This window comes from Poriferisphaera corsica (genome assembly GCF_007747445.1).
Taxonomy (GTDB): domain Bacteria; phylum Planctomycetota; class Phycisphaerae; order Phycisphaerales; family Phycisphaeraceae; genus Poriferisphaera; species Poriferisphaera corsica.
Map to the genome: position 1 here is coordinate 1,726,043 of NZ_CP036425.1, position 15,414 is coordinate 1,741,456.

At 47.6% G+C, this 15,414-nt stretch carries 13 protein-coding genes; 7 read left to right on the plus strand and 6 right to left on the minus strand.

Annotation, left to right across the window (positions count from 1 at the left end; translation table 11 throughout):
• Positions 1 to 62 precede the first annotated feature (62 nt).
• Entirely contained in the window at positions 63 to 371 is a 309-nt protein-coding gene (locus KS4_RS18130) for an ArsR/SmtB family transcription factor (RefSeq protein ID WP_145076456.1), read from the minus strand.
• A gap of 53 nt (positions 372 to 424) precedes the next feature.
• Here KS4_RS18130 and KS4_RS06990 point away from each other — a divergent pair, with 53 nt between their 5' ends.
• Positions 425 to 1,285 (plus strand): alpha/beta fold hydrolase, encoded by an 861-nt coding sequence (locus KS4_RS06990; protein WP_145076458.1) that lies wholly within the window; start codon positions 425 to 427, stop codon positions 1,283 to 1,285.
• A gap of 175 nt (positions 1,286 to 1,460) precedes the next feature.
• On the opposite strand, the gene KS4_RS06995 is transcribed toward KS4_RS06990, so the two are convergent.
• The 3 genes from KS4_RS06995 to ettA form a co-directional block, all read right to left on the minus strand.
• Entirely contained in the window at positions 1,461 to 2,390 is a 930-nt protein-coding gene (locus tag KS4_RS06995) for a DNA-directed RNA polymerase subunit alpha C-terminal domain-containing protein (protein WP_145076460.1), read from the minus strand.
• Positions 2,391 to 2,566: 176 nt separating this feature from the next.
• Positions 2,567 to 3,583: a glycosyltransferase family 2 protein gene (locus tag KS4_RS07000; protein ID WP_200761664.1), complete on the minus strand. Its 1,017-nt coding sequence runs from the start codon at positions 3,581 to 3,583 to the stop codon at positions 2,567 to 2,569.
• A gap of 193 nt (positions 3,584 to 3,776) precedes the next feature.
• Entirely contained in the window at positions 3,777 to 5,459 is a 1,683-nt protein-coding gene (gene ettA / locus KS4_RS07005; protein ID WP_145076464.1) for an energy-dependent translational throttle protein EttA, read from the minus strand.
• 101 nt (positions 5,460 to 5,560) lie between these two features.
• On the opposite strand from ettA, the gene KS4_RS07010 reads away from it, so the two are divergent.
• Complete coding sequence (locus KS4_RS07010; protein ID WP_145076466.1) at positions 5,561 to 6,649, plus strand: TRM11 family SAM-dependent methyltransferase; 1,089 nt, start codon at positions 5,561 to 5,563, stop codon at positions 6,647 to 6,649.
• 109 nt (positions 6,650 to 6,758) lie between these two features.
• Positions 6,759 to 7,079, plus strand: coding sequence for a DUF3467 domain-containing protein (locus KS4_RS07015; protein WP_200761665.1), 321 nt, complete (start codon positions 6,759 to 6,761; stop codon positions 7,077 to 7,079).
• A gap of 74 nt (positions 7,080 to 7,153) precedes the next feature.
• On the opposite strand, the gene KS4_RS07020 is transcribed toward KS4_RS07015, so the two are convergent.
• Both KS4_RS07020 and KS4_RS07025 read right to left on the minus strand, forming a co-directional pair.
• A complete protein-coding gene (locus KS4_RS07020) occupies positions 7,154 to 9,001 on the minus strand; it encodes a glycoside hydrolase family 2 protein (RefSeq protein WP_145076470.1) in 1,848 nt (615 codons plus the stop codon).
• A 474-nt stretch (positions 9,002 to 9,475) separates the two neighbouring features.
• Positions 9,476 to 10,330: an AraC family transcriptional regulator gene (locus tag KS4_RS07025; RefSeq protein ID WP_145076472.1), complete on the minus strand. Its 855-nt coding sequence runs from the start codon at positions 10,328 to 10,330 to the stop codon at positions 9,476 to 9,478.
• A gap of 601 nt (positions 10,331 to 10,931) precedes the next feature.
• Between KS4_RS07025 and KS4_RS07030 the strand changes: the two genes are divergently transcribed.
• From KS4_RS07030 to KS4_RS07045, 4 genes are read left to right on the plus strand one after another with little or no spacing between them, the layout of a single operon-like run.
• On the plus strand, positions 10,932 to 11,963 hold the full coding sequence (locus tag KS4_RS07030; protein ID WP_145076474.1) for a sialidase family protein: 1,032 nt from the start codon (positions 10,932 to 10,934) through the stop codon (positions 11,961 to 11,963).
• Positions 11,956 to 13,245: an ABC transporter substrate-binding protein gene (locus KS4_RS07035; protein WP_145076477.1), complete on the plus strand. Its 1,290-nt coding sequence runs from the start codon at positions 11,956 to 11,958 to the stop codon at positions 13,243 to 13,245. Before KS4_RS07030 ends, KS4_RS07035 begins: the two co-directional genes overlap by 8 nt.
• Positions 13,242 to 14,096 carry a carbohydrate ABC transporter permease gene (locus KS4_RS07040; RefSeq protein ID WP_145076479.1) on the plus strand — a complete coding sequence of 285 codons (855 nt, stop codon included), beginning with the start codon at positions 13,242 to 13,244 and terminating at the stop codon, positions 14,094 to 14,096. The genes KS4_RS07035 and KS4_RS07040 overlap by 4 nt, the downstream gene beginning before the upstream one ends.
• Before the next feature lies 1 nt (position 14,097).
• Entirely contained in the window at positions 14,098 to 14,916 is an 819-nt protein-coding gene (locus tag KS4_RS07045; RefSeq protein WP_145076481.1) for a carbohydrate ABC transporter permease, read from the plus strand.
• Positions 14,917 to 15,414 lie beyond the last annotated feature (498 nt).

The window sequence follows — 15,414 nt, forward strand, 5'->3', positions numbered from 1 at the left end:
TGTTGGGTCGCGGCGGTACACGATTCTGTGGCTAGGAGGGGGAGTGGTGTATCTATAAACTATTAGGATGCTAATTGTTTTGATAGCCAGGTGGTGAAGGCCTGGATATTTTTGTCGTGACGTTTGCAGTAAGACCACTTTTGGTGTTTGCGAACGGTGATGAATCCGGCTTGCTTGAGGATGTCGAGGTGGCGGCTGGCGGTTGGTTGGGCGATATCCAGTGCTTCGGCGATAAGTGTCATGCATACACCAAAGTTAACGGGGTCGGCGGACCATTGATGTTTGAAGTGCCTGCGTGGTTTGGCGAGCAGTTTAAGGATTTGCATGCGCGGTTTGCTGGCGATGGCTTTGATTTGTATTGACCGATCCATAGCGTTTATTATATAGTCATATCGCTAAATGACAATATGAAAGTATGGTGCTTATGCTTGAGTTACAGTATGAATCGGTGATTGATGGGAATGTCGTGCGGTGGGGGAAGATGGCGTGTCGTGATAAGAACAAGGGAAAAAAAGGGGGGGGTCAGGGGGGGATGGCGTTGATTGCGATACATGGGACGCCGTTTTCGTCACAGGTATGGCGGCGGATATTGCCACATCTGACGGGACGATTTACGGTTTATTATTATGATCTTGTGGGGTATGGGCAGTCAGAGATGCGGGAGGGTCAGGATGTGTCGTTGGGTGTTCAGAACGGGGTGTTGGCGGGGTTGATAGAGGAATGGGGGTTGGAGCGGCCGCATGTTTTGGCGCATGATTTTGGTGGTGCGACGGCGCTGCGGGGGTATTACTTGAATGGTTTGCGGTATGGTTCGTTGACGATTTTTGATGCGGTGGCGTTGCCGCCGTGGGGGTCGGCGCTTGTCCAGCATGTGCGGAAGCATGAAAAGGCGTTTAGTGAGATGCCAGGGTATATGCATGAGGCGATGTTGCGAGCGTATTTGCAGACGGCTGCACATCGAACATTGTCGGAGGAGGCGTTTGAGATCTATAGCGAGCCTTGGCTGGGGGAAGTGGGGCAGGCTGCTTTTTACAGGCAGATCACGCAGATGGATCAGACGTATACGGATGAGGTGCAGGGGTTGTATGGGAAGATGGATTGCCCGGTGAAGGTGTTGTGGGGGGAGCAGGATGAGTGGATTCCGTACGGGAAGGGGGAGGCGTTGGCGGCGATGATTTCGGAGTTGCCGTGTGAGGTTGTTCGGGATGCGGGGCATCTTGTGCAGGAGGATTGTCCGGAAGCGATTGTGGCGGCGGTGTTGGGAACGTGGCTGCGGAAGAAATAATTGATTGCAGGTTGATGATCGCTGAATTGTGCAAACACCCCATGACCAGAGGTCATGGGCTTGAAGAAATCTGATTGGATAAGACGCAATAGGCAAATGGGTATTGATGCATGAAAAAACAACCTCGCAATGCGAGGTTGTTTTGGTTTGTTTTTGGTTTTAGAGGGGAGAAGGTTTAGCCTTCGAGGGTGCGAAGCCCCATGCCCATTTCGGCGAGTTTTTCTTTGATCTCGAGGAGTGAGGTCATGCCGAAGTTTTTGACGCCCATGAGTTCGGCCTCTGTGCGGAGGACGACGTCGCCGATGCATGAGACGTTGAGGAGTGCGAGTGCTTTGCGAGCACGTACGGAGAGGTTGAGGTCAGCGATGGGGCGTGAGAGCATTTCGTTGTCGCCCTGTGAGTCTGCGAGTTGTTCGTAGACTTGTTCTTTGACGGCTTGCTGATGCTGCTCGACGGATTGGCCGAGACGGAGGCCTTTTTGTGCGAGCATGGCTTTGATCTCTTCGAGAGATGCGTCGCCGAAGTTTTTGAATGAGCGTAGTTCCGCTTCGGTGACTTTGAGGAGGTCGCCGAGGGTTCGGATGTTCATTTTGCGGAGCGCGTTGCGTGTGCGGACAGAGAGTTCGAAGTCGGTGACAGGCGTGTCGAGAAGCACCATGTGCTTTTCGTTGCGCTTTTCGGCTTCATCATCGATGATCATGGCTTTGGAAGCGATGATGTCTTTGATGTAGAGCGAAGCGCGTGGGTGATTGGGGCTTGTGGCGAGAACTTGGCGGATGCATCGTTCTGCTTTGGAAAGCTCGTTGCGGTCTTCGTAGAGAATGGCGAGGTTGATGAGTGCGTTGAGGTGAGGCTTGTCAGCTTTGATGCACTCTTCGTAGAGGTGTAGTGCTTCGTCTTCTTCGCCGGTGACGTCGAGGGCGTAAGCGAGACGGAAGCAAATGTTGGCATCATCAGGGTTCGCGGTGTAGGCGGCCTGGTATGCTTTGATAGCGGCAGGGCGGTCGCACTCGGTCTCGGCTGCAAGGCCTTGCTCGTAGTATTTGGTTGCGGTTGCGGAATCGATTGCCTGTGCGGCACCGAATGTTGCATCAGCGTCTGTCATAGTGATTTAACCCCTGAGGTTAAAAGTGTGTTTATATTTTGGTTTATAAGGATGTAAATGATAATCGTGTGCGGTTTTGGGGGCAAATATTGGGGGTTGGGGAGAAAGTGGTGGATGAAGAGATTATCGGCTTTCAGAGGTTTGGTAGATGAGTGAGAAGGGGTCTGAGGGGTGTGTCAGGTCGATACTGCGGCGGGTTTTGGGGTGAGTGGTGTGAGATCAGGTAGGGGAGGAAGATGGGGCTCAAGGGCTTGAATGGTGGATTCGGGGCGTGGGAGGTGGCACCAACGGAGGTATTGGTCTGTGGATAAAGGCTTGCGTTTTGGGAGGTTGGCGAGGCAGGCGAGAGCGGATTTGAGGAGAACGAGAGGGATGCGCCGGCGGTGGTTGATATTTTTGTAGCGGTTGTAGATGGTTTTTAATTGGTTGAGGAGGACAGGGGGGATGCGGGTGAAGGGGACGTAACGGGTGGTGAAGAGGAAATTGTTGCGGGTGTGGAGGTCGGCTCGCCAGAGGGGGGAGTAGGGGGTGGATGCGGATTGAGGTGTTGAGGAGGGGGTGACGGCTCGTGGGCCGGGGTCGTGGTTGATGGGGGCAGTGTTTGCGAGTGCGATGAGGAAGCCACGTTGGAAGAGACGTGTGGAGAGGTCGGCGGCTTCGGTGTACATGGCGAGGTCTTCACGGAAGCCTTGGGCATGGAGGTAGGCGTCGCGGCGGTAGAGGGAGGTGGACTCCATGTATGCATTGAGAAGTTTGGGTGAATGTGGGTTGGACTGTTTGGATGTGTTGGGAGAGCCTTGCTCCCAATTGTTGGTTTGTGGGTTGAAGCAGGGGATGCCGACGATTGCGATGCGGAGGTTTGAGAAATAGGGAAGGGCGCCGGTAACGATGTTCTCGTCGGTGAGATATGCGTCGTCATCAAGGAGAAGAACGATGGGTGTCTGGGCGAGTTTGACGAGATCGTTTCTGTGTTTGATGTAGTTGTGCTGTTTGTTGTCGGGTGTGAGGAGTTCGACTTGAGGGAATTGGCTGCGGATGACAGAAACAGTGTCGTCGGTCGAAAAGTCATCGAGGACAATGATGTGGGGTGGGTATGGTTTTTGAGATAGAGTGGATTCGATAGCGCGGATTACGCAGTTAGAACGGTTGCGTGTACAGATGAGAACGGTGACGTCATCGATTGAGAGTGGCATTGGATATGACCCTGTTTCGTGCATTTAATAAGAAGTGGCATCATACCATAAGCGCAAGATAGATCGGTCTGATGTGTTGTGGGATTTACCCTGAAAATAGGGTTGAAAAAGTGTAATTGAAGCGGATTGAATGTAAAAAAAACGCTGCACCATTTGTGATGCAGCGTGTGAATGTTTATTGGCGAAGTCGTGGTTATCGTGTGAGTTTGCGGTATTTGATGCGGTGGGGTTGATCGGCGTCGTGGCCTTTGCGGCGCTTGTAGTCGGCTTCGTAATCGGAGTAGTTGCCGGGGTAGAAGACGATTTCTGAGTCGCCTTCGAAGGCGAGGATATGGGTTGCGATGCGGTCGAGGAACCAACGGTCGTGGGAGACGACGACGGCGCAGCCGACGAATGAGGTGACGGCTTCTTCAAGTGCGCGAATGGTGTTGACATCGAGGTCGTTGGTGGGTTCGTCGAGGAGTAGGACGTTCATTTGCTGTTTGAGCATGTTTGCGAGGTGGACTCGGTTGCGCTGTCCGCCGGAGAGGTTGGAGAGCTTTTGTTGTTGGTCTGGGCCAGTGAATGAGAAGCGAGCGCAGTAGGCGCGAGAGTTGATTTGGGAGTCGCCGAGTTTGATGATTTCGTTGCCGCCGGAGAGCGTTTCCCAGATGGTTTTGTTATCGTCGAGGTCGTCGCGCGTCTGGTCGACGTAGCCGAGTTCGACGGTTTCGCCGACGGTGAGTGAGCCGGAGTCGGGCTGTTCTTCGCCGGTGATCATGCGGAAAAGTGTGGTTTTGCCTGCACCGTTGGGGCCGATGACGCCGACGATTCCGCCGCGTGGGAGTTCGAAGTTGAGGTTATCCATGAGGAGTTTGTCGCCGTAGGCCTTGGTGAGGTTGTCGGCTTTGATGACGAGTTCGCCGAGACGTGGGCCGGGCGGGATGTAGATTTGCGCGTCTTTGGCGCGGTTGCGTTCGTCGTTTGAGGAGAGTGATTCGAATGATGAGATACGGGCTTTGGATTTGGCTTGTCGGCCTTGGGGGGTTTTGCCGATCCATTCGAGCTCGTGCTTGAGGGCTTGTTGACGCTTTTTGTCTTGTTTCTGTTCGATGGCGAGGCGTTTTTGTTTTTGGTCAAGCCAAGATGAGTAGTTGCCTTTCCATGGGATGCCTTCGCCGCGGTCGAGTTCAAGAATCCAGCCGGCGACGTTGTCGAGGAAGTAGCGGTCGTGAGTGATGGCGATGATGGTGCCTTCGTATTGCTGAAGGTGCCGCTCTAACCAAGAGATAGTCTCTGCATCAAGGTGGTTGGTTGGTTCGTCGAGGAGCAAAATGTCGGGTTTTTGTAGGAGTAAACGGCAGAGTGCGACGCGACGTTTCTCGCCGCCGGAGAGGACGTTGACGGGTGAGTCGGGTGGTGGGCAGCGGAGTGCGTCCATGGCCATGTCGAGGCGTGAGTCGAGATCCCATGCGTTTAAGAGGTCGAGTTTTTCCTGGACGTCGCCTTGACGGGTCATGAGTTTGTCCATGTCGTCGTCGGACATTTCTTCGGCGAATTTCTCGTTGATCTCATCGAATTCTTTGAGGAGGTCGGTGACTTCGGAGACGGCTTCTTCGACGACTTCGCGAACAGTTTTGGTTTCGTCGACGAGTGGTTCCTGCGGGAGGTAGCCGACGGTGTAGCCTGGTGTGATTTGAATTTCGCCGTCGAAGTCCTTGTCCATACCAGCGATGATTCGGAGGAGTGTGGATTTGCCGGAGCCGTTGAGGCCGAGAACGCCGATTTTGGCGCCGTAGAAGTATGAGAGAGAGATGTCTTTGATGACGGTCTTATTATTGTATTTTTTAGATACTCCAAGCATGGAGTAGATGATTTTTTGTGGATCGTTGCTCATGTAGGGCTCTTATGTGAGGATTAGGGGGATTTTCGAGGGGGTATTTTAGTCAGAATCATCAGATGTGACGAATAGGGGGGGGATGCTAGAATGGGAAGGCTATGAAAGATCACCGAAGTAACAAGCAGTTCCGCCCTCGGAAGCCACAGGGTTCGTATAAACAGTCGCAGCCGCAACAGTTTAGGAAGCCGCCACTGCGGATACAGCCGACGACATTGTGGGATTATCCGTCCCAGCATTACGGTGATGATGTTCAGGGTGATCCTAATTATAGAGGGGCGACGCCGAGCTATGTGATCTGGAATCTGCTCCAGCGGTATACACAAGAGGGTGATCTGGTGGTTGATCCGTGCTGTGGGAGCGGGACGACGCTGGATGTGGCGAAGGATTTGGGGCGCAATGCGATGGGGTTTGATGTGAATCCGACGCGTGAGGATATCACGAATGCGGATGCAAGGGATTTGCCAGTGAAGAATGGTGAGGTGGATTTTGTGTTTATTGACCCGCCTTACTCGACGCATCTGGAGTATTCGGATGATGTGCGGTGTATCGGGAAGTTGGATGCGGCGGATGGGAGTTATTATGAGGCGATGGATCTGGTGTTGGAAGAGATCAATCGGGTGTTGAAGCCGGGCGGTTTTTTGGGGTTGTATGTGAGTGATTCGTATGTGCATCGCGGGTTGGGGAAGGGGTTCCATGCGATCGGTTTTGAGTTGTTTGATCAGATGCGAGCGATGTTCACGCCGATTGATATTGTGTCAGTGGTGAGGCATAACCGGACGCTTGAAATGGGGAATTACAGGGCCTCGGCAGAGGAAGAGAACTTCTATTTACGTGGGTTTAATTACTTGTTTGTGATGCAGAAGCCGGGTGGTGAGCATGAGGGGCCGCGTCCATTGCGGGCACCAAAGCAGGCGAAGCCGGATCGGCGCGGTGAGGGGAAGAAGTGGGAAGGTAAGAAGCAATATAGTAAAAAGGTGGCGAAGCGAGATGCGTTTATAGGTAAGGGTAAGAAGGCGGCGAAACGGCAGCGTGAGCGAGGGCAGGGGCCTGAGTTTCATGGGTCAGGGGAGAAGATTTATGGGGGTAAGAAGCGGACGTTTCGTGTTGAAGGGGGTGGTCCGACGGATATGCCGGCGAAGAAGAAAAGGTGGAACAAGAAGGGGCCTCGTGGAAAGAATGATTCGTGAGAGGTTTGAAGCAGATTGGTTGATGTTTTGTTACACTGATAAGAGCAGGGGGCTGGATATTTTGAGTGTTCTATCAATCTTTTGAATTTTACCCAGTCGGGAGTAAATGATGTCCGAGAATCAGAAGCAAGTTCGTATTCGTATCAATGATCGTGCTGAGAAGTCAACCTATGTGAATGCATTCCGTACGGAAACTCAGGCGGATGAGTTTGTGTTGGAAGTGGGTATGAATACAAGCGTGCAGAGTGTGCAGGGCGACGACGATGTTGCTGGTGAGATTCGCTTTGACCTAGAGAATCGTCTGGTTATGAATCCATACACTGCGAAGCGTTTGGCAATTACACTGGGCAACTACATTCGTGAACACGAAGAGAAATTTGGTGAGTTGAAGCTGAATGTTGCTGACCGTATGGTTCAGCCAACATCATAAAATTTGGATGATAAAATTAAAAACGAGAGCCGGCAAAGCCAGCTCTCGTTTTTTTGTGCTTAGTATTGATCGTGTTATGTGGTTGAGACCGCATCTTCCAAAGGTGAAGGATCATCGAGATAATGTTGGATGCGGATATTCGCTCCAGTTGTCATCTTATTGATCATCTCGATAGGGATTTTTGGTGTACGGTCCATTTTCAGGAGGCCGTTGGCTTCTTGATATGTGTCGGTTAGTTGCGTGTAACAGAAACCCCCAAAGAGGTCTTTCTTGTTGGCGAAACGCAGCAATAACATATATGCCTGCGCGAAATCTTTTGTATCGGAAGCGTTTGTGTAACCCCATGAATCGTTGCCCTCATCGGATAGCTTGACGCCGCCGAATTCGCTTAGGACAACAGGTTGATTTTCGTATACACGGTCATCGAGCAGAAGCTGCCTGTGTCCGGGTTGCTCTTGCTTGAAGATTTCTGGCCAAGTACGTTGTGAGAGATCGTAACGTTGGTTGAGTATATCAGCATTGCCTTCGTAGTCGTGCACTGCGATGATGTCGGTATCAAACATTTCCCAGCCATCGTTGCCGATGACAAGGCGGGTTGGGTCGATTGCTCTTGTGAGATGATAGAGACTACGCATTGCATGTACTTGTTGTTGATCTTCGAGCAATGCTGGGTAGCCCCAGGATTCATTGACCGGTACCCAAGCGACAACACACGGATGGTTGAAGTCACGTTGTACGCGGCGGATCCAGATTGATTGTATTTTGGTGAAATCATCGGGAACGAATGCGTAGTTGCTTCCAAGTTCCCCCCATACCATGAGGCCTAATCGGTCAGCCCAATATAGGTAGCGTTCTGATTCTACTTTTTCATGTAGACGTACGCCGTTGAAACCCATGGCTTTGGTGAGTTCGACCTCTTTACGCAGGGCATTGTCGTCGGGAGCGGTGAGGCCACTTTCCTGCCAATAGCCTTGCGCAAGAACCATTCTGCTGAAGTATGGCATGCCATTGAGTGTGAGGCGTCCATCAAGGGAACCGATCGCACGCATAGCAGTGTAGCTTTTTATTTGGTCAATAGTATTGCCTGAGTCATCAACAAGCTTGATATCGATGTCTATCAGATTTGGGTGTTCTGGTGACCATGTAAGTTCGGCTCGTTCATCGATGACGCCGGGATCATCTATTGTGATACGACGTTGGATGAGCTTGCTGCAAACTTGATAGCGATCAGATGCTAGAAGTTTGTCGTTGTGGGTTAAGGTAACTTCGAGCCAACCGTTCCATGGGGCGCGTCGCTCATCGTTTCCTGAGAGCATTATGTCTAGGCCGATATTCCATGAGGTGACGCGCGGGTCGAAGCGAACTTTTTCAATACTGGTTTCAGGTACATCTTCAATCCAAACGGATTGCCAAATGCCTGTCGTGCGTGGATACCAAATGATGTGTGTTTGTTCACGCCAATCTTGCTTGCCGCGTGATTGAGTCATATCAGAGGGGTCGTCAATGACGTGTACGACGACCTCTTGTTCACGCTGATTGAGATGCTGCGTAATATCAAGAGATGAGCGTACAGGCCCGCCAATTTTGCCGGCGTATTGATTGTTGACCCAAACTTCAGCAGTTTGATCGACAGCCTCGAAATGAAGAATCGACTTGCTGTTGTTTTTCGTATTCCATTCGAATTTACGGCGGTACCAACATGACATAAAACGATCAGGTACGGTGACACCACTAAGTTCTGTTTCAGGAGCAAAGGGAACGCAGATACGTTGATCATACGTAATCTTATCGTGTGAATCGGAGTTACTTAGATTTACAGTAAAGTCCCAAAGTCCGTCAAGTAATTGCCATGCGTTTTCGCGTTTTAGTTGTGGACGCGGGTAAATCATTTCAGCATTGATATTATTACTTGGTTCGTTCATCACATCCTCTTTCACATTGCGCTAGCCAGATTTGACGTAAATATTTTGATGTGGATGCGGTAAGAGTATTGTTTACAAATCGTCATCCAGCAGGCCCGCAATTTACTGTTAAAAATCAACGGTCAGGGTAATGCTAGGGTATTTAAATGACCTTTCAATGCTACTGATCTTGATAATATTGAAATTCAATAAAATACTGAAAAATACGAGAATTTCATTGCGCATATCGTTTGTAGCATAGCTGTGATCACATGTGCAGAGGTGTGTTAGAAAAGGAGAGAAGAGCGGTGATATCGTTTGTGTATAAATGTGAAAAATAAAAAAAGTGTGTATTGATCTGAGTATGTGTTTCAGCGTTTTGAATATGAAAAAAGCCGCAAGAAAATTGCGGCTACTGTTTATGGTTGTTTTATTAATGGTATAGGTTATGGATTGTTACTAAACAGGCTGATCATTCCTATTTAATACTATAGTTTATAAGGACCTGTAAGCCATTGGTGAGTAGCCCATAATTCGCTTGAAAGCGCGTGAGAATGAAAATGCGTTGTCGTAGCCAATCGTAATGGCGATTGCTTCGAGCTTAAGATTAGTTCGTTTGAGGAGGTTTGCGGCGTGCTGCATGCGTAAATATGCAACGTAATTCATGGGGCTAGTATTATGGTGTTTGCGGCAGAGTACGCGGAGGTATTCTGGTGAGATATGGCCATATTTAGCTAGGGATTGAATACACCATTTTTTGTTTAAATTACGATTCACGTGATCCCAGATATACCAAAGCCGATCTGGTATGCGCCACGATTCTAGAATAGTCGAGACGTAATCATGTACGAGATTACTCCAAATCTCTAGCTTGTGCGGGTCAGCTTTAGAACGATATTCCTCGTTTAAGCCAGTGATTGCAGCATAAAGCGTTTTGGGGTTCGCTTGTGTTATTGTGGGGATATCGAGAGAGACAGTTGGGACGATGTCTTTGGGGTCATGATAGGTTACCCAGCAAACGGTCCACATTTTTCGTGAAACACCTCGGTAAGCGTGCATGATATCACGTGGGGTGATGTATGCGTGACCTTCGGGTAATGGTTGCCAACCATCTTCAGTATAAACTTCACCTTGGCCTTTTACGGTAATTAGTATTTGACTTAGGTCGGGTTTTAATCGAACAAATGAAAATTCATCAGACGCAATTGATGTACCCGTGAAAATAATATTGTTGTTTCGAAGAGCAGGTATTTGTTCGCTGCCAACAAGCTGTTCGTATGTATTTTCACCGATGTTGTAAGTTTCAATGCTTGGAATATCTTCGTGTTTTGGTTCGCAGATAAGTGGCATGATGGCACCTCAGACAATTAAGAATTGAATCGAAAGTGTGTTATCTGCAATGAATCATAATTCAAATAGTGCAAAGTACAAGAGTGTATTTGCAATAAAAACAAAAATCATTCAGTCGATATTTACGCGATAGATTTAAAGATGTATTTAAAAAATAGTGTAGATGGTTATTATTTATGAAGTTAAGCTAACTGGTAAGGTGTGATAGTGAATTGGAAACTTTATTTATTTCAATAAGCGCATTTGGTATTTGCGCAATAGAGTTCTGTAACATAGGTATGGTTAGTCTTTTGTAAAGTGATACACTACGTGTGAGAAATTAATGCTCATTATCATCGTGTATAGCAAGACCCGTGTTTAAAGACTTAAAGAGTTAAACCATATGTATAGAGAACACATCAGTTATTCTTTTAATAAACGATTGCAAGCATATATGTGCATCTATGTTTTAAGGATAGTTTGGTGTTTAGCTTTTTTGTTCTTTACTACTAATATACTTTTGTACGGACTTGCTGTAGATAACATGTCGATTCGATGGGAAGATAGTTACAAGAGTGCCCCCAGTGCAAAGGGGTTTGTTGTTCTGGAAAATGGACGACTTTTGACTACGGAAACGGTCAGGCGAGATGATGAGCATGTGATTGTTTGTTGGTTGAGTGATAATGATGGACGCGATTGGCGTGAGCAATCAGTCATCAAAACTGCGGACAAGGATGTCGATCTTGGTGATGGGCATCTTATTGAATTGCAGGACGGCGTCTTACTGTTTTCTTATCGATACAATTTGTACCGAGGTGTGTATCAGCATGAGCGATCGTATCGTATTGCTGTTTCTGCGAGTCGGGATGAGGGCAGAACCTGGAGCGATCATTCAATAGTAGCGGAATCGAATATTGGGGATAGCCAGGTGCAGGCAGGTTTATGGGCGAGCTTCTTATATGAAGATACCAAGGGTAATGTTTTTTGTTTATACGATGACGAGGAATGGCCAAATCGAATAGGATTTAAACGTCACCAGTGGGTGACGATGAAGAAACTGAATCGTTCAAAGAAGACATGGGGGAGGCCACGGATCGTTGGACGTGCCTCTAACAAAAAAGAACTTTCAAGAGATGGCATGCCTAGTGCTGTGTCATGGGAAAATGGCGAGGTGCTGGTCGTTTTTGAATCGGTTGATCCTAATCGGCCGCATGCGAATGTTATTAATGCGACGCGATCGTATAACGGCGGCGCTTCATGGAATTGGCGAAAAAACCGTGAGGTTGTTTATCGAACGAAGGTAAAAAACCATTTGGCGATATCGCCATGGATTACGCGCATCGGTGAGGATGGCGTTATCTGCGTTTTCGCGACGGATGAAGATGAATCGAAGGCAAATAGATCTGGAACACCTCCTCATAAAATGAGAATGAGCTTGAAATACATATTGAGTGCTGATCGGGGACGGACATGGAGTAAATCGTATCGTTTGAATAGTGAGGCCGGTAGTATTTATAAGCCGGGAGTTGGCGTTGTGGGTCGTACAAAAAAAAACAACGAAGCTGAAGTATTAGTTATGTATCAAGATTTCAAGAAGAATGGCTTTTTTTCATTTCATGGACGTATAAAAAGTGAGGCCATAGATAATGAGTAATCTTTTGATATGGTCAAAGCGTGTTTTACTGATCGCTGTTGTTTGCCTGTTTGTGGTTGTATTACTAGCACGGATTGGTGGTAATTCCATGGGTGGAGGCAAGGTACAGATTCGGTGGTGGAATATGTTTGCTGGACCAGATGGGAAGCATGCATTAGGGATGGTTCGAGCTTTTAATGAATCGCATCCCGAGGTACATGCCAGTATGCAGCGGCTGGAATTCAATACGTTTTATAGTAAAGTTTTTGTTGCTGGGCTTGGTGGCAGGTCGCCAGAAGTATTTATTGTCCACTCAGATTTATTGCCTCGTTTTGTGCAGGCAGGGCTTGTACGGCCGCTAGATGATTTGATTGCGGAGAGTGGGATCAGTAAGCAGGATTTTGATCCAAATATATTTGAAGCAGTCACTTTTGAGGACAGCGTTTATGCGATCCCGTTGGATATTCATCCGATGGGGATGTATTACAACGCAACGATGTTTGAGAAGGCGGGTGTTGTCGATGAGAATGGAACTGCTAAAGCGCCGGAAACGGGCTTAGAGTTTTTAGAAGCAATAAAAAAGATAACAAATATTGGGGGTAGGGCATTTGTTATTACATGGGCGCGAATCAACATGTATACGATCATGCAGCAGTTTAATGGACGCATGTTTAATGAAGATTTTTCAGTGTGTACTTTAAACAGTGCTGAGAATGTTCGAGCTCTGAAATATATCGTTGATTTGATTTATGAGGATGAATTGATACCTAGGCCACAAAATCTCGATCCCTATACGGGCTTTCGCCAGGGCAATGTAGGCATTGTTTTTGAGGGGCCGTGGATGATGCATGATTTTATGAAATCAGAGGATTTTGAGGTAAAAGTCGCGAGTATACCGCAGTTTGGTGAGCGTCCGGCGACTTGGGCGAACTCACATAGTTTGGTCATTAGTGCGGATATTCCGGATGAAAAGCTTGATGCAGCATGGTCGTTTATTGAGTACATATCTGATGAAAGTTTGACATGGGCGAAGGCAGGGCAGGTGCCTGCAAGACGATCAGTGCGTGAGAGTGAAGGATTTAAGTCAATGATTGCGCAGGGTGAATTTGCTCGTCAGATTGAGAATGTCGAGTATTTTCCACGCGTGCCTTATTTGTTTGAGTTTTTGGGTGAGTTTGATCTGGCAATTGAAAGGGCTTTGCGGGGTGAGATGAGTCCCCAGGAAGCTTTGGATCGTGCGACGGATCGGATTAATGATGTTATTGAGCGGAATCATGATATGAAAAGAAATGGTGCCTCATGAAAAAACATATCACAGGTTATTTATTCGTCTTGCCGTACATGTGTGTGTTTTTACCCTTTGTTGTGTTGCCTTTGATCATTGGTTTAGGGTTGGGTTTTGTGCGTTGGGAGATGTTATCTTCTGAGGGACCAAGCTTTATCGGTTTTGAACAGTTTGCAAGGGCGTTTAACGATCCATATTTTTGGTTTGCATTAAAAGCGACAAGCTTATTTGTGGTGTTTTGCGTTCCATTGACGGTGCTGCTGTCATTGACGATTGCGATGGGCTTACAGGCACTTAAAAAGCGTCAAGCGTTTTACCGAAGTCTATTTGTGCTGCCGATGATGGTTAATATCACGGTTGTCGGCATACTTTGGCGGTGGATGTTGAATACAGATTTTGGGGTGTTTAATGGATATTTAAAGTCGATTGGACTTCAAGTGCCGTGGACAGGGGAGCCGGGTTGGGCCATGTTATCGATTGTGTTGCTGACACTCTGGTGGGGGATTGGTGCACCGACTATCATTCTACTGGCGGGGTTGAAGCAGATTCCTACGCAGTATTATGAAGCAGCGATGATTGATGGCGCGAACGGATACAGACGGTTTTTGGCGGTCACAATACCGTTGCTTAAGCCATCTATGATCTTTGTCGTGATTACTCAGTTGATCGGGTCGTTTCAAATTTTCGGACAGACATTTATTGTAACGCGTGGCGGGCCAAGTAATTCGACGCGTGTACTTATGCAGCATATCTATGAGACAGCGTTTGTTCAGTATCGCATCGGTTATGGTGCGGCGATGAGCATGATGCTATTTGTTGTGATTGCTATCGTTTCCTTGACGCAGTATTTAGTGATGCGAGAACGTTGATATGAAAATGCGTAGAGTGATTGAATTGGGCGTGTTACTATTGGCGATTTGTTTTTTTCTGCCAGTACTGTTGATCTTTGTGACGTCGTTTAAGTCAGAAAGTGAAATATTGCATTTCACTTCATTTTGGCCTGAGAGTTGGTCATTAAGCAATTACTGGCAGCTTTTCGCGAATCCAGAGGAGATTCCGATTGGCGTATGGACAATCAATAGTTTCTTGTATGCTTCAACTACGACATTGATTGTGCTGAGTGTTGACGCACTTGCGGCTTATGGTTTGGCTCGCTTGAATCTGCCGTTTGCAAAAATCATGCTTGGTATTTTCGTTATCACGATGATGGTTCCAGCTCAAGTTCAGTTGATCCCGACTTATTTGGTTCTCAATCAGCTTGGTTGGTTGGATACGATGTTGGCGATTGTCATTCCACCCGCATCAAATGCTTTTGGTGTTTTTCTGCTTTATCAATTTTTTAAAGGCATACCAAAAGATTTAGAGGAGGCGGCGGCATTGGATGGATGTTCACGGATGGCGATGTTTTTTCATATTGCTTTGCCGCTCTCAAAACCAGCGCTTGCCACGTTGGCGATATTTATTTTCTTAGGCAGCTGGAATGATTTCTTGGGGCCGTTGGTGTTTCTTGACTCATCTGATCGACTGACGCTGCCTGTGGGGATTGCTACTTTCCAGTCAAGCTACTACAGCGAATACGGGCTCACATTAGCTGCAGGCACTATCGCCACTGTGCCTGCTTTGATTGCATTTCTTGTCTTCCAGAAATCAATTATTGAGGGGATCTCACGCAGTGGGATGAAGGATTAGATTCTTTCGGAAAAGTGATATCAGATCTAATCGGGGGGCAAGGTGTCATTGCTGTTTTGGTTACGTAAGAATGACGCAGGATGTGTGAGTGTAAGAGCGAAAGTAAACAGCATCTTAGGATTTTTGCATTGCTGCCGATGCGTTGGGTTTGGGTAACGGGCTATATGCTTGCACTTGAGGTGGGCACGTGGTGTATTTCTCATAGGAATGAGGCAGGACGCAATCTTTTTGTGGGCCTTGTTTTTATCATGCTCATATCTTGAGAAGCATACTTTGAGTGCAATTCGCCTGAATTTGTCAGGACTTGGATAGATATTGTGATCGCTGGGTAGGTTATGCACTCAAGTAGCATGACTTAAGTAGCATTAATGACATAATAGCAAATAATTATCGGGTCAAGATCTGGAATGTAGGTTAAATTACGTAAATCATTTGGGGATAAAGCAAGCGTTTGTCATTGAATGAACGATTTGTAAGCGCATTATTTACAGTAACTTA

What these genes read in the sequence shown, in the direction of transcription:
- KS4_RS18130 (WP_145076456.1), bottom strand. Translation starts at nt 371, where the DNA reads ATGGATCGGTCAATACAAATCAAAGCCATCGCCAGCAAACCGCGCATG.
- KS4_RS06990 (WP_145076458.1), top strand. Translation starts at nt 425, where the DNA reads ATGCTTGAGTTACAGTATGAATCGGTGATTGATGGGAATGTCGTGCGG.
- KS4_RS06995 (WP_145076460.1), bottom strand. Translation starts at nt 2,390, where the DNA reads ATGACAGACGCTGATGCAACATTCGGTGCCGCACAGGCAATCGATTCC.
- KS4_RS07000 (WP_200761664.1), bottom strand. Translation starts at nt 3,583, where the DNA reads ATGCCACTCTCAATCGATGACGTCACCGTTCTCATCTGTACACGCAAC.
- ettA (WP_145076464.1), bottom strand. Translation starts at nt 5,459, where the DNA reads ATGAGCAACGATCCACAAAAAATCATCTACTCCATGCTTGGAGTATCT.
- KS4_RS07010 (WP_145076466.1), top strand. Translation starts at nt 5,561, where the DNA reads ATGAAAGATCACCGAAGTAACAAGCAGTTCCGCCCTCGGAAGCCACAG.
- KS4_RS07015 (WP_200761665.1), top strand. Translation starts at nt 6,759, where the DNA reads ATGTCCGAGAATCAGAAGCAAGTTCGTATTCGTATCAATGATCGTGCT.
- KS4_RS07020 (WP_145076470.1), bottom strand. Translation starts at nt 9,001, where the DNA reads ATGAACGAACCAAGTAATAATATCAATGCTGAAATGATTTACCCGCGT.
- KS4_RS07025 (WP_145076472.1), bottom strand. Translation starts at nt 10,330, where the DNA reads ATGCCACTTATCTGCGAACCAAAACACGAAGATATTCCAAGCATTGAA.
- KS4_RS07035 (WP_145076477.1), top strand. Translation starts at nt 11,956, where the DNA reads ATGAGTAATCTTTTGATATGGTCAAAGCGTGTTTTACTGATCGCTGTT.
- KS4_RS07040 (WP_145076479.1), top strand. Translation starts at nt 13,242, where the DNA reads ATGAAAAAACATATCACAGGTTATTTATTCGTCTTGCCGTACATGTGT.
- KS4_RS07045 (WP_145076481.1), top strand. Translation starts at nt 14,098, where the DNA reads ATGAAAATGCGTAGAGTGATTGAATTGGGCGTGTTACTATTGGCGATT.